The 21,983-nt window shown below is 35.3% G+C and carries 21 protein-coding genes; 12 read left to right on the top strand and 9 right to left on the bottom strand.

Going from position 1 to position 21,983, the window contains the following annotated elements; all coding sequences use genetic code 11:
• Positions 1-194: 194 nt before the first annotated feature.
• Together ACT9TX_RS09020 and ACT9TX_RS09015 are read left to right on the top strand one after the other, a co-directional pair.
• Entirely contained in the window at positions 195-1,301 is a 1,107-nt protein-coding gene (locus ACT9TX_RS09020) for a sensor histidine kinase (RefSeq protein ID WP_481337951.1), read from the top strand.
• Positions 1,291-1,971 carry a response regulator gene (locus ACT9TX_RS09015; RefSeq protein ID WP_481337950.1) on the top strand — a complete coding sequence of 227 codons (681 nt, stop codon included), beginning with the start codon at positions 1,291-1,293 and terminating at the stop codon, positions 1,969-1,971. The genes ACT9TX_RS09020 and ACT9TX_RS09015 overlap by 11 nt, the downstream gene beginning before the upstream one ends.
• Before the next feature lie 9 nt (positions 1,972-1,980).
• Here the strand turns inward: ACT9TX_RS09015 and nhaA are convergent, their stop codons facing one another.
• The 3 genes from nhaA to ACT9TX_RS09000 form a co-directional block, all read right to left on the bottom strand.
• The gene (nhaA, locus tag ACT9TX_RS09010) at positions 1,981-3,195 is read right to left on the bottom strand and encodes a Na+/H+ antiporter NhaA (protein WP_481337949.1); all 1,215 of its coding nucleotides are present in this window, start codon (positions 3,193-3,195) and stop codon (positions 1,981-1,983) included.
• A 566-nt stretch (positions 3,196-3,761) separates the two neighbouring features.
• Positions 3,762-5,318, bottom strand: coding sequence for an ammonium transporter (locus ACT9TX_RS09005; protein ID WP_481337948.1), 1,557 nt, complete (start codon positions 5,316-5,318; stop codon positions 3,762-3,764).
• 105 nt (positions 5,319-5,423) lie between these two features.
• A complete protein-coding gene (locus ACT9TX_RS09000; protein ID WP_481337947.1) occupies positions 5,424-6,461 on the bottom strand; it encodes an outer membrane beta-barrel protein in 1,038 nt (345 codons plus the stop codon).
• Positions 6,462-7,307: 846 nt separating this feature from the next.
• Between ACT9TX_RS09000 and ACT9TX_RS08995 the strand changes: the two genes are divergently transcribed.
• A complete protein-coding gene (locus ACT9TX_RS08995) occupies positions 7,308-9,497 on the top strand; it encodes a glutamine synthetase III family protein (RefSeq protein ID WP_481337946.1) in 2,190 nt (729 codons plus the stop codon).
• Between the two features lie 100 nt (positions 9,498-9,597).
• Here ACT9TX_RS08995 and ACT9TX_RS08990 read toward each other — a convergent pair whose 3' ends face one another.
• The gene (locus ACT9TX_RS08990; RefSeq protein ID WP_481337945.1) at positions 9,598-10,053 is read right to left on the bottom strand and encodes a hypothetical protein; all 456 of its coding nucleotides are present in this window, start codon (positions 10,051-10,053) and stop codon (positions 9,598-9,600) included.
• Between the two features lie 182 nt (positions 10,054-10,235).
• On the opposite strand from ACT9TX_RS08990, the gene ACT9TX_RS08985 reads away from it, so the two are divergent.
• Both ACT9TX_RS08985 and ACT9TX_RS08980 read left to right on the top strand, forming a co-directional pair.
• Entirely contained in the window at positions 10,236-10,373 is a 138-nt protein-coding gene (locus tag ACT9TX_RS08985) for a hypothetical protein (RefSeq protein ID WP_481337944.1), read from the top strand.
• Entirely contained in the window at positions 10,370-10,879 is a 510-nt protein-coding gene (locus ACT9TX_RS08980; RefSeq protein WP_481337956.1) for a murein L,D-transpeptidase catalytic domain-containing protein, read from the top strand. Before ACT9TX_RS08985 ends, ACT9TX_RS08980 begins: the two co-directional genes overlap by 4 nt.
• Positions 10,880-10,888: 9 nt before the next feature.
• On the opposite strand, the gene ACT9TX_RS08975 is transcribed toward ACT9TX_RS08980, so the two are convergent.
• Complete coding sequence (locus tag ACT9TX_RS08975) at positions 10,889-11,329, bottom strand: T9SS type B sorting domain-containing protein (RefSeq protein ID WP_481337943.1); 441 nt, start codon at positions 11,327-11,329, stop codon at positions 10,889-10,891.
• A 161-nt stretch (positions 11,330-11,490) separates the two neighbouring features.
• Positions 11,491-11,619 (bottom strand): hypothetical protein, encoded by a 129-nt coding sequence (locus tag ACT9TX_RS08970; protein WP_481337942.1) that lies wholly within the window; start codon positions 11,617-11,619, stop codon positions 11,491-11,493.
• A gap of 337 nt (positions 11,620-11,956) precedes the next feature.
• Between ACT9TX_RS08970 and ACT9TX_RS08965 the strand changes: the two genes are divergently transcribed.
• A complete protein-coding gene (locus tag ACT9TX_RS08965) occupies positions 11,957-14,773 on the top strand; it encodes an outer membrane beta-barrel protein (RefSeq protein WP_481337941.1) in 2,817 nt (938 codons plus the stop codon).
• A gap of 53 nt (positions 14,774-14,826) precedes the next feature.
• Here the strand turns inward: ACT9TX_RS08965 and ACT9TX_RS08960 are convergent, their stop codons facing one another.
• Positions 14,827-15,702, bottom strand: coding sequence for a DUF5694 domain-containing protein (locus ACT9TX_RS08960; protein WP_481337940.1), 876 nt, complete (start codon positions 15,700-15,702; stop codon positions 14,827-14,829).
• A gap of 214 nt (positions 15,703-15,916) precedes the next feature.
• Here ACT9TX_RS08960 and ACT9TX_RS08955 point away from each other — a divergent pair, with 214 nt between their 5' ends.
• From ACT9TX_RS08955 to ACT9TX_RS08930, 6 genes are all read left to right on the top strand, one after another.
• Positions 15,917-16,522, top strand: a complete 606-nt coding sequence (locus ACT9TX_RS08955) for a superoxide dismutase (protein ID WP_481337939.1) — start codon at positions 15,917-15,919, stop codon at positions 16,520-16,522.
• Positions 16,523-16,630: 108 nt separating this feature from the next.
• Positions 16,631-17,230, top strand: a complete 600-nt coding sequence (locus ACT9TX_RS08950) for a hypothetical protein (RefSeq protein WP_481337938.1) — start codon at positions 16,631-16,633, stop codon at positions 17,228-17,230.
• A gap of 128 nt (positions 17,231-17,358) precedes the next feature.
• The gene (locus ACT9TX_RS08945) at positions 17,359-18,033 is read left to right on the top strand and encodes a polysaccharide deacetylase family protein (RefSeq protein WP_481337937.1); all 675 of its coding nucleotides are present in this window, start codon (positions 17,359-17,361) and stop codon (positions 18,031-18,033) included.
• Positions 18,034-18,106: 73 nt separating this feature from the next.
• Positions 18,107-18,406, top strand: a complete 300-nt coding sequence (locus tag ACT9TX_RS08940) for a hypothetical protein (protein WP_481337936.1) — start codon at positions 18,107-18,109, stop codon at positions 18,404-18,406.
• Between the two features lie 214 nt (positions 18,407-18,620).
• On the top strand, positions 18,621-19,397 hold the full coding sequence (locus ACT9TX_RS08935; protein ID WP_481337935.1) for a TatD family hydrolase: 777 nt from the start codon (positions 18,621-18,623) through the stop codon (positions 19,395-19,397).
• A 105-nt stretch (positions 19,398-19,502) separates the two neighbouring features.
• Entirely contained in the window at positions 19,503-20,345 is an 843-nt protein-coding gene (locus tag ACT9TX_RS08930; RefSeq protein ID WP_481337934.1) for a GLPGLI family protein, read from the top strand.
• 60 nt (positions 20,346-20,405) lie between these two features.
• Here ACT9TX_RS08930 and murI read toward each other — a convergent pair whose 3' ends face one another.
• Positions 20,406-21,233, bottom strand: a complete 828-nt coding sequence (gene murI, locus ACT9TX_RS08925) for a glutamate racemase (RefSeq protein ID WP_481337933.1) — start codon at positions 21,231-21,233, stop codon at positions 20,406-20,408.
• A gap of 98 nt (positions 21,234-21,331) precedes the next feature.
• On the bottom strand, positions 21,332-21,967 hold the full coding sequence (locus ACT9TX_RS08920; protein WP_481337932.1) for an OmpH/Skp family outer membrane protein: 636 nt from the start codon (positions 21,965-21,967) through the stop codon (positions 21,332-21,334).
• Positions 21,968-21,983: the final 16 nt, after the last annotated feature.

Here is a 21,983-nt window from a genome sequence, read left to right as displayed (position 1 = left end):
AAGGTTACTTGTATAAATATCTTGTAGCAATACATGTTAGGGTTTAGGGTTTTAATTATGAAAGGAAGCTGTAGGGGCTTCCTTTCTTTTTTATTATAAAAATAAAAATGTTATAAAATTTGGGATAATTGTACTAATTTTAAAAATAAACAACCCTTTTAAGTAAATATTAAATTATTTTATTTAATAAAATTTTGACAATTAATAGCACTATATTATCTATTCTCTTTAACAAACGGATATCCATTGGCAAACAATATTTATTTAGTATTTCAGCAATATCTCTTATTTCGTTGCTATGCTTTGCACTAAATAAGTATTTAAGCTTTGAAGTAGTAGCTTTTATTTTGTTAATGAGCCTTTCGCTAATAGCTATGTGCTTTGATATTTTTCCAGTTTTGGCAGCAGCTGTACTAAGCGCACTTATTTGGGATTACTTTTTTTTATTACCACGCTTTAATCTACGTGTTGGCAATGGCGAAGATCAAATATTGCTTTCTATGTATTTTGTAATAGCAATGATAAATGCGGCCTTAACTTTTAAGATAAAGCAAATTGAGAAAATTGTTCATAAAAAAGAAGAGAAAGTACAAACTATAAAATTGTACAATACTATGCTCAATTCATTGTCTCATGAATTTAGAACACCATTAGCCGCCATTATAGGCGCAACAGATAATTTATTAACAAAACCATTAAAAATTTCTGAAAGCAATCAAGAAAGACTTTTATCAGAGATTTCTATTGCTGCTTTACGCTTAAACCAACAAGTAGACAATCTACTAAATATGTCTCGCCTAGAATCGGGTGTAATAGAGGCCAAAAAAGATTGGTGCGACCTAAACGAAGTAATTACAGATGTTACTATAAGATTACAAGAGCCATTACAATCACATCATTTACAGATAGAAATACCAGAAAGTCTACCATTATTTAAATTAGATTATGGTCTAATGGAGCAAATTATTTACAACTTGGTATTAAATAGTTGCGAATACACAGCAGAACACTCTAGCATTATCATTAGCGTAGCAAACAACCTAAACAAAGTAATTATTAGTGTTGAAGACAATGGTAATGGCATACCTGAAACAGAAAAAGAAAAAGTATTTGAGAAATTCTATCGTATTAGTCATACAAAAACAACTGGCACTGGTCTTGGTTTATCGCTGGTAAAAGGTTTTATAGAGGCACATAAAGGCACTATTGCGCTAGAAAACTCTTCGCTTGGTGGTGCAAAATTTATCATTGAGATACCTATTTCGGAAATATTACCTAAAAACTTTCAATATGCCCAATGAGACAATATTGGTAGTAGATGATGAAAAGCAAATAAGAAAACTACTAGAAATAACACTACACTCTAATGGATATAATGTTCTTGAAGCGAGTACCGCACAAGAAGGGCTAACCATGGTGGTAAATAATAATATTGATTTAATAATACTTGATTTAGGATTACCCGATAGCAGTGGTGCCGTTTTATTACAAAAACTACGCGAATGGTTTATAAAACCCGTCATCATTCTATCAGTACAAAACAACGAACAAGCGATTATAGATACACTTGACTATGGCGCAAATGACTACTTAGTAAAACCATTTAGAACGGGCGAATTATTGGCAAGAATTCGCTCTGCATTGAGAAATGCATCTTTAGAGGCAAATACGTCTGTCATTAAATTTAAAACATTCGAACTTGATTTATCATCAAGAATTATAAAACTACACAATGAAATATTAAAATTGACCGCCACACAGTACACCATGTTAGTACTTTTTGGAAAAAATGAAGGCAAAGTATTAACGCATCAATATTTACTTAAAGAAATATGGGGCGAATTTTATACCGATAAACTTGAGTATTTGCGGGTATTTGTAGCACAATTGAGAAAAAAAATTGAAGTTGATGGCAATAGATACATTTTTACTGAATCTGGTATAGGCTATCGTTTTGTAGCGGCCGAATGAAAGATTAACCTAATCAGTTAGTTCATTTGAAATACTAGCAAATGCAACATTTTTTGTAACAGTCATTACCATTACATAACCCAAAATACCTGACAAAACAGAGGCAATAATGATGGCGACTTTTGCTATAATTTGTAAATCTTGAGCAGAATAAGCAAGTGCAGCAGTAAATATGCTCATTGTAAAGCCAATACCACCAAGCATACCAATACCTAATATTTGCTTCCAAGAAGTGTTTGCAGGTACTGCTGCAATTTTAAATTTTGCAGCCAAGTAAGCGAAAGAGAAAATTCCAAGTGGCTTGCCAATTACTAAGCCAGCGATAACACCAAAACTAATTGTAGATGTAAATACGAAATGCATGTTTACTGGCAAAACAATAGCCGTATTAGCCAAAGCAAATAATGGCATTATTATAAAGTTTACCGGATGAAATAACTTATGCTCAAGTTTTGCCAACTGGTTTAAAGGCATACAAAAACTCATAATTACACCTGCTAAGGTTGCATGAACACCAGAATTAAACATACAATACCAAAGTAAAATGCCTGGTACCAAGTAAAACATTAAGTTATTTACTTTAAATTTATTTAGGCCTATAACTATCAATACTATCACAGCAGCAAAACCAAGATATACGAAACTAATGTTGGCCGAATAAAATACAGCAATTGTAAGTACAGCACCTAAATCGTCTATAATTGCTAATGCTGTTAAAAATATTTTTAGTTGTATAGGTACACGCTTGCCTAGTAAAGACAATATTCCTAAAGAAAAGGCAATATCTGTAGCCATAGGAATGCCCCAACCCTTTTGCAATGGCGTACCATTATTAAAAAGTATAAAGATTATTGCGGGGCAAATCATTCCACCTAAAGCCGCAAAAACTGGTAATAATGACTTTTGTAAAGAAGCTAATTCGCCAATTGTCAGCTCTCTTTTTATCTCCATACCAACGAGGAAGAAAAAAAGAGTCATCAACACATCATTGACAAATAGTAAGTTAGTTTCTGGTAAATACAAGAAGTGCACAAACCAATGAAATTGATTTTCCCAAAATTTGGTGTAAGCTAAACTTGTTGCAGCACAGTTAGAAAGTATAAGTGACAAAGCAGTACAGCCTATTAATACAATACCAATGGCTCTGCTATCAGCAAAGAAATCTCGTAGTGGACTAAAAATTTGGCTTTGCAGTTTATTAAACCCGCTTACTCGCTTGCTCATAATGAATTACGAGTGAATTTAAAATAAAAACGCTCTGAATGATTAATTCAGAGCGTTTTTATTTTTACTTATTGCTAAATTATGCTTTAGTTGTACGGCTTTGTTTAAAAGCTGGAACTATGATAGTAGCTACTAAAATTGTAAATGCAGCGATGATTTGTAAAGTACTCATGATTTTGTTTTTTAAATTTTATATTGATTTCATTCGTTTAGAATACAAAGGAACACAGTTAATCAACATGAAATAATTGCACAAAAGTACTAGAGAAAAAGCTTGTCGTATACAAAAGGAAACACATGTAATGTTACAAATCAGCTAAGCGGTAAAAATTGAAAACAATTCTCTTGAAAAATAATTTATTTCACGCTGTGACTTAAAATGAATACTTGCCTTTGTGATAAACTATTTTTTTTGATACCACATTCAATATTATAGAAAAATCATTACTGGCTAATTTTAATTAAATTTTAAGCATTTATTAACATTGAGAAACGACTAGTAATCAAAAGACAAAGGCTTCTGCGTCTGCAGAAGCCTTTGTTACTAATTTATTCAACCGATAGTATTAAGCTGTGTAAGCTTCACTACCATGTTCAAATACGTCTAAACCAAGCGTTTCACCTTCTGGTTCTACACGCAATTTCCATGGATTTGGTAATTTATTAATAACCCACATCATTATGAATGCTACAGCAAATGTAGCTGCAACTATTGTAAGGTTACCAACAACTTGCTTAGTTAATAAATCGGTACCGCCACCATACAATAAACCTTTTAATGGTGCAGAATTATCAGGACCAGTAGGACCTGTGATACCATATTTCCCACAAGCAAATAAACCGATTGCCCAAGTACCAAAAATGCCGCAAGCACCATGTACTGGCACAGCACCGATAGGATCGTCAATACGCAAGTATTCTAAAAGGTTAGTTACTAGGTATACAACTAAACCAGCAATTGCACCAATCATTACAGCACCAAATGTATTTACCCAATAACAAGGTGCTGTGATAGCCACCAAACCACCAAGTAAACCATTTACAGTAAATGCTAAATCGAATTTACCTTTAGTTGCACCAAACCATAAAGCTAAGTACATAGCAACCATACCGCCAGAACATGCAGCCAAAGTAGTATTAGTAGCTACACGACCAATACCTTGCATATCTACAGCAGATAAAGTACTACCTGGGTTAAAACCATACCAACCAAACCATAAGATAAATGCACCAACCGCACCTAAAGTAAGGTTGTGTGCAGGCGGCATACCACCACCATCACGCTTAAATACACGACCCAAACGTGGACCAAGTACAATAGCACCAGCCAAAGAAGCTACACCACCAATTGTGTGTACCACTGTAGAACCTGCGAAATCCCAGAAGCCATAAACTGCTAAGAAACCACCAGGACCCCAAGCCCAATGCCCAATAATTGGATAAATGAAACCAGTAATACCAATAGAATATAAAATATCGCCACGGAAACTTGTACGACCAATCATAGCACCAGAAACGATTGTAGAACAGGTATCAGCAAATGCATATTGGAAAATCCAGTGTGCAATTACAGGAATACCAGTTGTTAAATATGTTTCAGGCGCGCCTTCTAAGAAGAACCAATGGTAACCAATATATGCATTACCCTCGCTGAACATAAAGGCGTAACCAACAGCCCAAAACAATAAACCACAAAGACATGTATCAAAAATACACTCCATCAATACGTTTACTGTTTCTCTTTGACGTGCAAAACCTGCTTCTAACATTACAAAACCAGCTTGCATACCAAATACTAGAAATGCTGCCACCAAAGTCCAAATTGTATTTGCAGTATTTGTTAAAGTAGTAGTAGTAGCTAATAATTGACTTTTTGTTGCTGCTAAAGTGCTAGATAGAGAATCTACTGAAAGAGAATCTGCACCTTGAGCGTGTGCAGGTGTGCCAAGTAATCCTGGCAATACTTTCATTGCTGCAAGAATAACTAAAACACCAAGCATTTTACCAGCAAAAAACGTTAAACCATAACGTATTTTTTGAGCTTTTGTAAGCTGTAAGGCAGGGGCAGAGAATGTATTTCTTTTTCCCAACCCTTTTAATGAGGCTAAAGTTGCTGAAAACATGTTAGTAGAGGATTTAATTATGAAAAATGTAGGAACTTCCTTTCAAATATTAGTTTTAAAAGCATCTACCCACGTAGAGATAGGTAGATGCTAGTATATTATGAATTAGAATTTGTAAGCTGCTGCCAAAATAAACTGACCATAGCTTTTTGTGCTTGCGCCACTACTTTTAGAGAAAATGGCATCTTTTGCATTATCAAGACGCACTTCTGGAATAATAGTAAGATTGTCAATTTTGATGTTAGCAGATAATGTTGGAATGAAAATATTTGAACCAATCCCTACAACATTAGGGTCTGTTACGTATTCCCCACGAAGTGTTAAACCAAAACTGGTAGTAGGATCATAATTTAAGTACAAAGCATTGCTAGTCCAATTATTCGTTTTTCCAGCAACCTTTCTTGATTGAATTGTACCATCGTAATTAATAGCAAACTTGCTGCTAATTGTACCCATTAGCACTATATCAAATTGAGATAAAGTATAAGGTGTTATTGGGTCAACATTGTTTGTACCACCTTGGTAGTTTAAGTAAGCTTTAAATTTATCACTTTTAGAAGCTGTACTCAACTGAGCAATAGCAACTTTACCTGTTGATATAGTAGTTGAATAATCGGTTGGATTTGCAATACCTACCATTAAAGCTGTTTTACCACCAAGAGAGATATCAGCTTTTAAACCTGTATGGAAGAAAGGACCATAAGAAAAGCCATAGCTCATGCTGTAGTTTCTGTTAGCTACTGCGTCTACTAATTCGTAACCAATGTGTGTAGCAAATTTACCCAAAGTGAATTTCACCTTACTGCTTGGTGCGTAAGTAATATACAATTGCTTTACAGAAGCTAAAGAACCAGCATCGTTGTAAGAAAACTCAGCAGCTCTTCTACCAAAACCTAAATCGGCAGTAGCAGTTACTTTACCAATACTGTGGTCTACTTTTAAAGTAGCCATACCTAATTCAAATGAATTGTTTGAATTAGTGAAACTTGTTTTGTTGTTAGTCAACTGATTGTTAAAATCGAAACGATAGTAAGCATCTACCGAACCAGAAATAGTTGTAGTTGCTTTTTTAGTAGAGTCTTGCGCCTGTGCTGCTACTAATGCGGCCAATGCAAAGGCCGAGAGGATTGTTTTTTTGAACATAGTTGTTTTGTTTTAGTTACTTAAAATGTTTAGCGTTAGTTTTAGTTGTTTTTTGTCTAGACAGTTTTAAATTGTTAAATAAAAATTATATTGATTATTACTAGCATTGACATGTTAAATCAGAAACCATAAATTTTTATTCCTACTTAAGGAACAAAAATTGTAACCTAGGCTTGCCTACAAATGGCTTGTAAACACTTGAAAAGAACTTATTAGGTATACTTGAACCTAGTAAAAAGAAAACTTCAACAATAAAACCGTTAAAATTTGCGATAGAAGCCAAAAAAGTGCAAAAAGATGAAAAGGAATCAAAAAGATATTTTTTCATAAAAAAAGTAATTGTGTTAAATAAAATTTAACTATTTCTATTTTTTGCTAAAATAAACTCAAAAAAATCAATTGAGGAAATATTTTTTCATATTTTTTATTTTACAATTTATTAAGATGCTAGTTTTTCAATTAATTTTTTATTAAGGAATAATAATTCTAATCAACAATTCTGCAATAAAACAAGATTTTGTTTGAAAAATATTCAATGCCAAACATTTAACTATTTGGTTCGGCAGGGGTTAACAATTTTGTAATTTTTGTCGAAAATATAATTATAAACACATTTTAAATATATTTTACTTATTCACACTGAGCGATAACTGAAAAATATAAGAAAGATGAAATCAAAAAATTATTTTTTATAACGTGTTGTTTTCAGCGTTAATTAGAAAAAAATCTCCACCGAAAGCGTAATTTTTTTACATTTTGCTACTAGTTCAAGCATTTTTTTGGAGAAAAACAAAAAAAATTGTTCTTTTGAAGAATTATCTTATTAATCAAAATATAAAAAGTACCATGTCATTAAGATTTGAGGCAATTACCAAACTAACTGACGAAGTAGAAGCAGGAGGTGCTAAATCGTCTAAAGTTACCGCCATTTTTGGCGAAAGCGTCTTTACTTTAAAGACTGCACGTGAATATCTAAGCGATGAGGCTTACAAAAGCCTTGTTGGTAGTATTAAGGGAGGCAAAAAAATTGACAGAGCAAACGCTAGTCAAATTGCTAACGGTTTAAGAGCTTGGGCCGAAAGTAAAGGTGTTACACACTTTACACACTGGTTTCAACCATTAACCGGCACCACTGCTGAAAAACACGATAGCTTTTTCACTTTAAAAAGCGATGGTACAGCAATTGAAGAGTTTGATGGTGCTGCACTAGTTCAGCAAGAGCCAGATGCATCTTCTTTTCCTAATGGTGGCTTAAGAGCAACTTTTGAAGCTCGTGGTTACACTGCTTGGGATCCTTCTTCACCTGCGTTTATTATTGAAATTGGTCACGGTAAAACATTATGTATACCTACCATTTTCGTATCGTACACTGGTGAGTCATTAGACTATAAAGCACCATTATTAAAAGCGTTAGAAGCTTTAAATAAATCAGCGGTTGACGTTTGTAATTATTTTGATAAAAACGTAAGTAAAGTAACTGGTACTTTAGGTTGGGAACAAGAATACTTTGTAATTGATGAAGCGTTGGCAAATGCGCGTCCTGACTTAGTACAAAGTGGCCGTACTGTATTTGGTGCTGCGCCTGCTAAAGGTCAACAATTAGAAGACCATTACTTTGGTACTATACCTGAAAGAGTGTATGCATTCATGAGAGATTATGAAACAGAGGCTTATAAATTAGGTATTCCTTTACGTACTCGTCACAATGAGGTTGCACCTGCTCAGTTTGAGTGTGCGCCAATATTTGAAGAAATTAACATTGCTGTTGATCACAACACCTTGTTGATGGATGTAATGAACCGTGTTGCAAAACGTCATAAACTAAAAGTATTACTACACGAGAAACCATTTGCAGGTATTAACGGTAGTGGTAAACACAATAACTGGAGCCTTGCAACAGATACTGGTGTTAACTTATTAGCACCTGGTAAAACACCAAAAACCAACTTGATGTTCTTAACATTCTTTGTTAATACTATTAAAGCGGTTCATGATTATGCTGATATTTTAAGAGCTTCAATTGCATCTGCACCAAACGATCACCGTTTAGGCGCTAACGAAGCACCACCAGCTATCATTTCTGTATTCGTTGGTCAATACTTATTTAAAGTGTTAGAAGAAGTTGAAACTCGCGTTGGTGACAACTTTGACGAACAAGATGAAGCGATTTTGAAATTAGATTTACACCGCAGTATTCCTGAATTATTGATGGATAATACTGACCGTAACCGTACTTCTCCTTTCGCATTTACTGGTAACAAATTTGAGTTCCGTGCTGTTGGTTCTACTGCTAACTGTGCTAACCCAATGACCATCTTAAATACTATCATGGCTGAGACCTTGAAAACATTTAAGAAAGATGTTGATGGTTTGATTGAAAAAGGTGAAAAGAAAGAAATTGCGATTATGCAAACCATACAGCGTTACATTGTTGAAAGCAAAAAAGTATTGTTTGAAGGTGATGGCTATAGCGATGAGTGGCATGCTGAAGCTGAAAAACGTGGCTTACCAAACTTGAAAACTACGCCTGTAGCACTAGATGCATTGGTTACTGATAAAGCAAAAGTTTTGTTTGCAAACAATAACATTTACACACACAGCGAGCTAGAAGCAAGACACGAAATTGAGCTTGAAAAATACTTGAAGAAAGTACAAATTGAAGCGAGGGTAATGGGAGATTTAGCATTAAACCACATTATTCCTGCGGCTGTTAAATACTTAACACAATTAGCTGGTAATATTGAAAGCCTTAAAGCTGTAGGTGTGCCTGAAACAACTTACCGTAGCCAACTTGCTATTTTAAACGAAGTAAGCGAGCACATTAATATTGTGTACGAGCAAGTAAATGCAATGGTAGAAGCTAGAAAAGTAGCTAACAACATTGCTGATACACGTTTAAGAGCAATTGCTTATTGCGATGATGTTAAAGGTGTTTATTTTGATGTAATTCGTTACCATGTAGATAAATTAGAGCACTTGGTAGACGATGAAGAATGGACGTTGCCGAAATACAGAGAAATGTTATTCTTAAGATAGTTTTTAGCAACATGAGAAATATAAAAACCCCGCAATTGCGGGGTTTTTGCTTTTAAATATAATTCTAACTGAAAACTATTTTAACCTCTAATTAATAACATTAGTATCGTCTAAAACCATAGCGTTCTACAGAATAATTACGATAATACGTAGCAGAAAAATAATTACCCCCACTAAAGCTAACATCATCAAAATACAAGTTAATAGTAGCACCATTACCATTACGCAATCTCACTTGCATCGCATCGTGATAGTCTACATAATAGTTACCATAATAATCGTAATAGCCTGATGAAACTGTGGTAATAGACCAATTACCTTGGTATAAATTATAACCATCATCGTAAGTAGCGCCGCCATTGGTATAAAATGTAAATACACCATTTTCAAGCCCTGTATATAAAGGGTGCCATCCATTAGCATTACCCTTAGAAGCATCGTTTAATACCCACGAACCCACAATTGGGTCGTTATATAATTCTACCGATTTTACACAACTGGAAAATAAAACAGTTACTGTAAATAGTAAGGTTAGTAAGCGTATCATTCTTTTCATAGCAAGATGTTTTTAGTGTTTTGTAAATGCCTTTACACACAACTAAACAAACGCTTTACCAGAAATAAAACACAATGTCAAAAAAGTAGCTTTTACATATTTTTTAACAATTCTCATACAGTTAGAATGTATGCAAATGATGCATTATTGCATCTCTAAGCACTAAAACTGGTACACTTACAATGAAAAAACTACTGTTTACAATATTTGTAATTATTGGCTTAGGCATAGTATTTATTGCCTACCAATACAGAACATTATTTACAAAAACAACAGCTAAAACATTACATAAAGAAACAGTAACCACAAAGGACACATAGTTATTACAGAAACTAAAAAACAAAGCAAAAGAGTAAACCTTTACACACAGACTAACCATTATAACAGAAGTGTGAGTTTTCTCATTGACATGAGTATTCACAGTGGCAAGAACAGATTTTTTGTGTACAACATGCAAAAGGATAGCATAGAATTAGCAGGCTTAGTAGCACATGGTAGTGGCACTAAAAAATTTACACAAACACCTAGTTTTTCAAACGAAGTAAGCAGTGGTTGCACATCGCTTGGTAAGTACAAAGTAAGCTATCAATACAAAGGTAAATTTGGCAAGGCGTATAAACTGAACGGCCTTGACAGCAGCAACAGCAATGCATTTGAACGCAATGTGGTGCTACATGCTTACAGTTGCGTACCTAATAACGAGCCTTATCCTTTACCCATATGCAATAGTCTTGGTTGCCCTATGGTGTCTTACACTTTTTTGGAAGCTTTACATTCAATTATTGCTGAAAGCAAGCAGCCCATTCTATTATATATCTACCAGTAAAGCAGCCGTTTATTTAACCAAAACAGTAGTACCTTTTCTGCTAATAATATTGCCTAAATAATCTGTACCTTCTGCCATAAACACAAAAGTGTTACTACTTTGTGCCATACCATTTATAAAACCATCCCATCCTTTACTACCATCGCTAGTGGTAAAAACAAATTGACCATAACGATTGTAGACATTGAAGTAATGCAGCTTTGCAATGCCTATTAGTATCGGCTTCAGTACATCATTTCTACCATAACCATTTGGTGTAAAACCGCTTGGCACTAAAATATCTGGAGACATTTTATACACTTTCACATTTTTTACATCAGTAGCTGTACAACCTTCTTTGGTAGATGCAGTAACAGTAAATGGCACTATGTCAGGCACCACCGACGTTGCAAATGTTGCTATAGGATTATAAAAAGTGTTGTTTAAATAAGTACTAGGCTGCCCAAACATAAATTAAGCTTGTGGTATCGCCTGAAGCTTTCAATTGTAATGGTTGGCCAATTACAACAGAAGTATCGTTACCTGCATTGATATTGAATTTTGGAATGACAGTTACAACAACCGTATCGGTTACAAGCTTAGATTAGTAAGAGGTGTCGCCTACTGATGAGTTACGCATCATAAATACCTAAGCAAATAGGCATAGGATTATTCTGAGAGCAATCTCTAAACACATAAACGGTGATTTTGTAAATAGAAGTATTGGCAGCACTGCCAGCCCCTTGGTGCTCGTATTGCACCCAACCACTTTTTATATGCCTTGCAAAAATGACGTTAGTAGCTAATAAAAATTACACAGTAGTAAAAGCCTTTTCAAGTAAAACAGTTTAGGTATTAATTATACACCAATTAGCTAAAATACTGTATTACTGAATACAATTTATCGGGCGTTTGATGCTTTTTACAAATTAAACTTTCGTTACCAGCAAAAGTCTTAGCCCTTAAGTGTTAAAGCAACAATTATTCACCAATTAATTTGCCAATATTTACGCATCATCATTATCTATTACCGTTGAGGCTTTTATAAAATTATCGCAAACGGCATAACCGATAATTTTAAATTCTATTACTGTGTTTATGAAAAATTTTCTATTCCTTTTGCTCATAATTAGTGCTGGACAATTATTTGCCCAAAATACTGCCACTATAAAAGGTAAAATAATAGATAGTACCGCCAGGCAATCTTTAAAAGATGCTTCTATTTCTCTTTTAGATGCTACTGACTCTACCGTTGAAGTATCTAGCTTGGCAAAAGAAGAAGGCCTTTTTGAAATAAAAGATGTGCCTAATGGCAAATACATTATTCGCTTCTCGTTTCAAGGGTATACTAATGTGTTTAAAACCATTACAGTAGATAAAGCACTGGTAAATCTTGGTAATATTTATTTACAAACGGCTGCAGCAAATCTTGGTGAAGTAATTGTAACAAGTACACCACCATTAACAGTAAAAAAAGATACACTTGAGTTTAATGCAGGCAGCTATAAAACAAAGCCCAATGCAGTAGTTGAAGATTTATTGAAAAAACTACCAGGTGTTTTGGTAGATAAAGATGGCAACGTGAATGCACAAGGCGAGCAGGTAGCTCGTATTTTGGTAGATGGCAAACGCTTTTTTGGCAACGACCCTAAAATGGCTACAAAAAATTTACCGCCAGATATTGTAGACAAAATTCAGGTGTACGATGCACAAAGCGACCAAAGTGCGTTTAGTGGTTTTGATGATGGCACACGTACCAAAACCATTAATATTATTACTAAAAAAGATAGACGTAAAGGTGTGTTTGGCCGCTTTATAGCTGGCTATGGCGACCAAGGCAGGTACGACGCTAGTGCCAACTTTAACTACTTTAATGGCAATCAAAAAATTACTGTTGTAAGCCAAGCCAATAATGTGAACAAGCAAGGTTTTACCGCAACGGATGGTGGTGGTAGCGGCAGAAGCAGAGGCGGCATTACCGACACTAAAGGTATTGGGCTTAATTACAGCGATTTGTGGGGTAAAAAAACAGACTTTGCAAGCAGTTATTTCTACAACAATTTAAACACCAACCGAGACGCTAAAACTTTCACACAGCGTTTTGATGGCACTACCGATTCTTCAACCTTTATTAACCAACAAACAAATAGTAATCGCATTAGCGAAAACCATCGCCTTAACCTGAATATAGAAACCAAGTTTGATAGTATGAACTCATTGGTAATAAGGCCTGATGTATCTTTTCAAAGTGGTAATAACATTAATCAAGTACTATCTAAAACCACCAAAAGTTTAGAATACGGCAAAGGCGACATTACACAGATAGATAATAACCAAACAACAATTAATAATTCAAATGGCTATAATGGTGATGTAAACGCAACTTACAGACATCGCTTTAAAGCTCGTGGTCATACATTTTCAATAGGTTTTTCTGGTAGTGGCAGCCACAACGAGAGTGATGGTACTAACTATGCCAATACACATTATTATGCGCCTTACTCACCTTACAAAGGGGTTGATACAACAGTAGTTACCAATCAAATAAACAATACCTTATCTAAAAGTAGCGGCTTTGGCACTTCTGTATCGTATACTTTTCCAATAGTAAAAAATCACATCATTGAGTTAACGTATGGCTATAACCAAAACAATAGTAACTCAAATAGAAAAGTGTATTCTTTTGATAAAACAACTAACGATTACACGCATTTTGTAGACTCATTGTCTAACTATTTTCAAAATGAAAATTCATCTAACCGAGTAACAGTTGGCTATAGATTGCAAACAGAGAAGGTCAATTTTGGTATTTCAAATGGTGTTCAATATTCAAACCTAAAAAGCGATAATACCAGCAAAGGCACCCACTTTGATAGAAACTTCACCAACATCTATCCTACTGCCAATTTTATTTACAATTTTACCAAAAAGAAAAACCTTCGTATCAACTACAATGGCCGCAGTAATCAGCCTAATACGGCACAATTACAACCTGTGCCAGATAATAGCAATAGAAACAATATTATCACTGGTAATCCTAAGCTTGGGCAAGAGTTTTCGCATAGTTTACGCTTAGTGTACACGTCTGTCAATCAAATAACGTTACGCAATATTTCTGCCTTACTTAGCGGCAGTATTACTAGTAACAAAGTGGTTAATAGCATTACCGATTCTGGCCGTGGTGCACTTGCTACCACCTACGAAAACGCCAATGGATCGTTTAATTTTTTCGCCAATGTGAACTATGGTTTTCAATTAAAAAATCCTAAAAGCAATCTTAATTTCATTAGCAATGTATCGCTTAATAGAGATGTAAGTTTAATTAATAGTGCTACCAATTTTACCACAAGTACACGCTTTAGCGAAGCCATAAATTGGACGATGAACATTAACGAAAAACTAGATCTAAACTTTAATACTACCTACAATTATAATATTGCTAAATACTCTTTAAAACCAGAGCAAAATAGAGATTACTACACACAAAGTTTTTCTGTAGAACCAACGTATACATTTAATGGCGGCTGGATTTTGGGTAGCGATTTTGATTACATCTACAACAGTGGTTTAACAAGTGGCTACAACGCAAGCCTACCATTGTGGAATGCCTTTTTTGCAAAGCAAATTTTTAAGAAAAAAGATGGTGAAATAAAACTAAGCGTTACGGATATTTTAAACCAAAATGTAAGCGTAAGTAGAAATGTAACCAATAACTATATTCAAGATGTACAAAACAATGTATTACAGCGCTACTTCTTACTCACTTTCACCTACAACTTACGCAAATTTCCTGGTGGTGACCAACGTAAAGATGGTCAATTTAGAAACAAAATGCCTGGCCAAAATGGTCGCAATCGTAATGGTGGTAGCCTTGGTGGCGGCAGAGGTGGTGGTTTTAGAAGAAATGGTGGCTAAAATAATCGTTAAATGAATGATGCTGTAGCATTATTCATTTAACTAAAAGCAAACTATTTATTGCCTATCACTTTATTCAACTCAACCACTTCAAACAATGGATTCATTTCAAATAAATGCTTCAGAAAAGCAATGTGCGATGAACCATAAATCACCAACAATGTATTGTCTTCTTTAGGATTAATGTGTCGCAAAACATTGGTGTAAATGCGCAAATTTCTGCCATACCAAAAATCAGTTAACCAATCAACACCTACATATTCGTTTGCCTTTCCAATACTGTAAAACCATGTAAAATTGGTATAGTCAGAATATGCAAAATACTCGGGTGTATTTAATGTAAGAAGGTATTCTGCCAACGTCTTTGTTTGCAACAATGAATCTTGCTTTAAACGCTTAGTAGGATAAGGTAAATTGAATAAATCTGTATGGTTTTGTATGCTATCTGGGTAGCTACTAATGTATTGCCACATCGCTTGCATTAAACTGTCTGATGTATTTTTTGGTTGGTAATCTTTCTCACCAAAATTCTCTGGTTGAAAATCTACACAAAGCACATTTTTAAGTTGCAATGCCTTGGCAGTTTTTAAGCCAAGCTGTGTAATTTCATTAGCCCTTACCTTAGTAGTTAAAGGCTCTTTACCATTCTTTAAATCAGTATAAATGCTATCCCAAAATATTTGTCTATCAGGCTCTTGCTCTACAAATATTTTAGTAGGCTTATATTTAGCAAGGCTATTTACAATATCATTTACTTCTGCTTGTCTTTTTGGCGTAAACAAATTAGAATGTAATCTACTATTGCTATCAAGCGATTGGTTAAAATGAAATGTGCCTAGCAATACAATTTGTATTTTCTTTTTAGGTGTTTGTGCAAATAATGTTTGGGTAAATAAAATGCTGATAAGCAGGGTACATATGTTTCTCATACAAAGTTGTTAGTGCTTTGTCAAATATAACTGTTGCATAAATTGCATCGGTAACGTGTTTAACAAAAATTAAAAAATTTAAGATATCATCCTTTCGGCACAATTACTATATATTCCTTTATTCAACAACAAATAATTGCTAAGTTGTTACCCAATACCCCCTCATGTGTTACATTTGCGCAGCATACATTAATAACCAAATAAAATAAAAACTATGTCATTTACATTAGCGCCTTTGCCTTACGCTTACAATGCGTTAGAGCCATACATCGATGCAGAAACGATGACCATTCACCACGATAAGCACCACCAAGCTTATGTAACCAACCTTAATAATGCCATTGCTGGTACACCAAACGAGGGTAAAACCATCGAAGAATTGGTAGCAGTTGCTGGTACTATTTCACCAGCAGTTCGCAACAATGGTGGTGGTCACTGGAACCACACTTTCTTTTGGGACAGTTTAGCAGCCGCTTCTGGCGCTGTACCTACTGGCGATTTAGCAGCAGCTATCGATGCAGCTTTTGGCAGCTTCGATGAGTTTAAAACAAAATTTGCAGCAGCAGGTGCTACACGTTTTGGTAGCGGCTGGGCTTGGCTAATTGTAAAAGATGGTAAACTAGAAGTAAGTTCTACACCAAACCAAGACAATCCTTTAATGGATGTTGCTGAAGTAAAAGGTACACCAATTTTAGGTGTTGACGTATGGGAACACGCATATTACTTAAAGTATCAAAACAAACGTCCAGATTATTTAGCAGCTATTTGGAACGTTATCAATTGGGCAAAAGTTGCTGAGCGTTTTGCAGCAGCAAAATAGCCCCAACCCAACCCTTCCCCAAAAGGGAAGGGCTAGAAACAACAAAATATACTTACTTTCAATCCCGATAATTTTTATCGGGATTTTTTATTGTAAATACACAACATCATGAAAAAGCTAATTGTACTTGCCATTATTGTATCGGCAGTAGCCTGTTCTAAACCTCAAAAAAAAGTATTGGTATATGCTAAAGGCAGTGCCACTATAAACGAAAGCACTAAAACCATTACCGCTAGCGATGGTGCTGGCAGCGACGAAAAAACCTTGGTACTTAACGATGCTGAAAAAACTGCCGTAAACATAGAAACTACCAACGGCAAAGCCACCATAGATATCCCAACCAATGGTTATTATGTAGTTAATGCTAAGCAAGATACCATTGTAGGTAGCTACCAAGTATATGGTGCCGCTAAAACCACCAAAACCGTTATCACACAAGAATCTCTTAAACAATCTATCGATTCGTTAGAACAATTAATTCAAGGTAAAAACATCTCTGATGCTAATCGTAATTTCTTCATTTTACCATTAACGGCTGTAAAAGTTACCGATAACCTAGATGCATACATTGTAGGGCCTTTTCGCCAGGTAACTTCTATAGAAAAAGTTGATGGCAAAGAACCAGAAGTGTACCGTTTTTATAGTGTAAAAGAAATACGCGAAACCATTGCTAACCTTACCAAGCTTACTGTAGCCGAAAAGAAATAAAAGGGTAAAAGTCCGCAGCATAAGCTGCGGACTTTTATTTTTGTAACCAACTGTAGTAATTCTATGTAACCTCGTTGCGTCGCACACTGCAGCGGTTGTATCTCTGTTCATCAATATTGCATCAGGTTATGTATTTGGTTACCACCCCTAAATTATTAAGAGCCCTTTATCCTAACACACTTGTTTGGGATATTCCTACTACAGAAAAAGTTATCTATCTCACATTCGATGATGGCCCGCACCCTACCATCACACCATTTGTGCTAGATACTTTACGCCAATACAATGCTAAAGCCACCTTCTTCTGCATTGGTAAAAACGTCATGAATAATAAAGCTGTGTACCAGCAAATACTTGATGATGGTCATGCAGTAGGTAATCACACATCTCACCATCTTAAAGGTACCAACGTAAGCACTTATGTGTATTTAAAAGACGTGTCTTTTGCAGCCACTAAAATCCATACAAATCTCTTCAGGCCACCTTATGGTCGTATTTCAAAATCGCAAATAAAAGAATTGACAGTAAGCGGTTGGGAGCTTTCATTTACAAATCCAGTTACCAAGCAGCAACAAACCGCCGACCATTTTAATATCATTATGTGGTCTGTACTTAGCGGCGATTTTGATGTAAAGTTGAGCAAAGAAAAATGCCTAAAAAATGTGGTAAATAATGCTAAGCAAGGCAGTATTGTGGTGTTTCACGATAGCGAAAAAGCCTACGAACGCATAGCTTATGCATTACCCAAAGTGCTAGAACATTTCACCAACTTAGGTTATCGCTTTGAAGTAATTCCTCAATAAATACAGTTTTGTACCATCAATACTGTTATTGTATACAGTTTTTCACAATTGTATATGTCTTTTTTACTATTGTATGTGCTTCGCAGATATTGGTAGTGACTTAGTTGGTATTGATGACCACTTCGCAGAGGCTTGTAGGCGCTTCGCTGATATTGGTTGGTACTTAGTCGATGCTGGTAGCTACTTCGCTGATATTGGCAGCCGCTTAGTTGATATTGATGACCACTTAGCAGATGTTTGTAGGTGCTTCGCTAATATTGTACGTCACTTCGCTACTATTGGTAGGTGCTTCGCTGATATTGGTAGGTACTTAGCAGACAATTTTTCTTTCCTACAAATCCTAGTAATCTTCAAATCTTGGTTCAGACAATAAAAAAGAAGGCCAAGGTAGACACCTTAGCCCGTTTTAATCCGTACCCTATGAAAACAAACGTTTAATCTCTTGAATCTTTTAAATAGTCTATAGTAACTTGTTGTTTTTTTATGTGTTTGTCGGATTATTTAAACGGCTGCTTACTCAAGTTTATTTTCTGTACTTCAATTATTTTTTATTGTGTTAGGGGTAAAAAATATTTCACATTTGCAGCATGATGATGATAGATACGCACTGCCACTTGTATTCAGAAGAATTTCAGCAAGATATTGACGACGTAATTAGCCGAGCAAAAACTAGTGGCGTTACAAAATTTTATTTACCAGCCATAGATAGCAGCAGTTTAGAAGCCATGTTAGCGCTTGAAAAAAAGTACCCTAACGAATGTTTTGCTATGATGGGCTTACATCCTTGCTATGTAAAAGATAATTATCAAGAAGAACTTGCCATTGTAAAAAGGCAATTAGAAAGCCGCTCTTTTGTAGCTATTGGTGAAATTGGGCTCGACTTTTATTGGGATAAAACATTTACTACACAGCAGCACGAAGCATTTGAACTACAAATGCAATGGGCTTTAGACTATCATTTACCCATTGTTATTCATACACGTAATGCCATGCAAGAAACCATTAACCTAGTAAAACCTTTTGCAGCCAAAGGGCTTACAGGTATTTTTCATTGCTTTAGTGGTAGCTACGAAAGTGCCAAGCAAATAACCGACATGAACTTTATGCTAGGTGTAGGTGGTGTAATTACCTATAAAAATGCAGGTTTAGCTGAAGCTTTACAAGATATACCTAATGAGTTTTTGGTGCTAGAAACTGATGCACCCTATTTAACGCCTGTACCATTTAGAGGTAAGCGCAATGAAAGTAGCTACTTGACTTATATAGTAGAAAAACTAGCTAACAGCAAGCAAATGAGTGTAGAAGCAATGGCTGCTATTACCACAGCCAATGCAGAACGTTTGTTTAAAGTAGGTACACCATAAGGCGGCTTGTTTACTTTACCGATAAATACGCCTCTTAACCTGAATTATTCAGCCTCAAATACCGTCAGGCATACATTTGCACACAAATAACCTTAAAGGCCAAATATGAAGAGAATACAACTGTTAGTGCTAGTAATGGCAGTAGCTATTGCAGCAACTGCACAGCAAAAAGAAGGTGCTGTTACTTACCAGCGCACAGTAAACAACTGGAAGCGCTTTAACAACGAGCAAATGCGCAGCATGATGCCAGAGTTTCAAATTAGTAAATACATACTATATTTTAGCGATAGCGTATCTATGTACAAACTATCACCAGATGAAAATGCGCCCGAACCTTTTGCTGGTGGCGAAGGCGGTGGCGGTTTTAGAAGGAGTTTTAACTTTGGTGGTGGTGATGGCGATTTGTTTAAAAACTTTGGTACCGGCCTTAGCACACAAGCAACTGAACTAGGTGGTAAAAACTTTTTAATTACTGATACTATTAAAAAACAGCCTTGGAAAATTAGTGCTGAAACCAAAGATATTTTAGGTGTGCTTTGCCGTAAAGCCACCATGAAAATTACCCAACCTAGCTTCGCAGGTAGAACGTTTAATTTTAACCGTAACAGACCAGCAGGCGATACCACAACTAGGCAAGCACCACCTGCACCTAGAGAAATAGAAATAGTGGCTTGGTTTGCACAAACCATTTTAGCACCCGTTGGTCCAGATACATATGGCCAGTTACCAGGTGTAATTTTAGAGTTAGATGTAGATAATGGCACAATGGTGTATAAAGCTTTAACACTAAAAACAACTGTTGAAGCTAAAGAATTGAAAGAACCTAAAAAGGGTAAAAAAGTTACTAGACAAGAATATGGCCAGCTGCAAAGAGAATTATTTCAAAACCAAAGCGGCGGTTTTGGTGGCCCAGGTGGTGGTCAGGTAATTATTCGAAGTGGCAATTAAGTATACTAGTTTATAAAAACGAAAAGCGCCTATTTCAATGATTGAAATAGGCGCTTTTGTTTAGTGTAAATCTGTATGAATAGATTGAACTGGCTTACCAAAAAATATGCTGGCTTTGTTATCGAAATCTTCAGCCGAATCTGTGGTATAAAATTGAATTGTTCCATCTTTTTTACAGCGAGCTTCTAATGGTTGATGTCTTTGCAAATAATCCTTCAAGCTATTAGCTACAATATCACCTTGAGATAATACCGTTATTGCTTTGGGCAAAAAGGCTTTAATTTTTTCTAACAACAAAGGGTAATGCGTACAAGCTAGTAATAAGGTATCAATAGCTTGATTTTGCTGTAGTAAATGCGCTAAATGTTGTTGTATAAAATAATCTGCACCAGGTTTATCAAACTCATTATTTTCTACCAAAGGCACCCACATAGGGCAAGCCTCTTGAAATATTTGTAGTTCAGGATAGAACTTAGCAATTTCTATAGGGTAAGATTGTGACTGTACCGTACCATTTGTACCCAATACACCTATGCATTTGGTAGCAGTATAGTTACCTATCACTTCTGTGGTTGGTCGTATTACACCTAGCACTCGTTTAGTTGGGTCTATGTTATGCAAATCGTTTTGCTGTATGGTACGTAAAGCCTTGGCTGAAGCCGTATTACAAGCCAATATCACCAAACTGCAACCTTGTTTAAAAAACCAATTAACACATTCAAGCGCGTATTGGTATACTGTATCAAAACTTCTGGTGCCGTAAGGGGCTCTTGCATTATCGCCTAGGTACAAATAGCTATATTCAGGCAGCACTTTTACTATTTCTTTAAGCACAGTAAGCCCACCATAACCGCTATCAAATACACCAATTGGTCCTTGTTGTTGCATATTGTAAAATTAGGTATTGATTACGCATTTACCCAAAAACAAAGAACCACCTAGCTTAGCTAAGTGGTTCAAGTTATTTATAAGTATCAGAAAATACCTTAGTTCTTTTTAGCTGGTGTTGCTGGTTTTGCGCCACCTACTGCTGGTTTTGCTGGTGCAGTATCTGAACCAGTAGAAATACCTGCATTACGCAATGCATCTTGTGCTTCTTTTGGTAAAGGTAATTTCAACGCAATTGCTACTTTTAATGATAAGTTATCAGCAATTGGCGGTGGAATTACAAAAGCATCAGATTTCATTACATAAGTGTATTTCTGCTCTTGAATAATTTTGATTAAAGCATCATATACTTTTTGAGTATAAGGAGCTAAAATTTCTTGTTGTTTTTGCTCCATCGCTTGATTTTGGTATTGCTGCCAATTAACAATTTTAGATTTTAAATTGTTAATATCATCTAACATTACTTTACGCACTTGAGGAGTTAATTTTCCTGAATCTTTTTTGAAAGTGCTATCCTTAACTAAAAATTGAGAATAAGTATAGTCATAGTCAGGTTTAAGGGTATCGTTTACATACTTACCCATTATAGTGTCTAATTTTTGTTGAATACCAGGAAATAGGCTCAACACAGTTTGCTCATCGAAAATGCCTATTTTACCTTGCTGTGCGCTGGCATTGCTAATAAACGTAAGGCTTAATGCAAAAGCCACACACAATACGAAAACTTTTTTCATCAGTTGTATTTTTTGT

Source organism: Parasediminibacterium sp. HNIBRBA5674, from assembly GCF_056745525.1.
The sequence above is the reverse complement of the archived record's forward strand: the minus strand, read 5'-3'. Positions and strand labels throughout refer to the sequence as shown.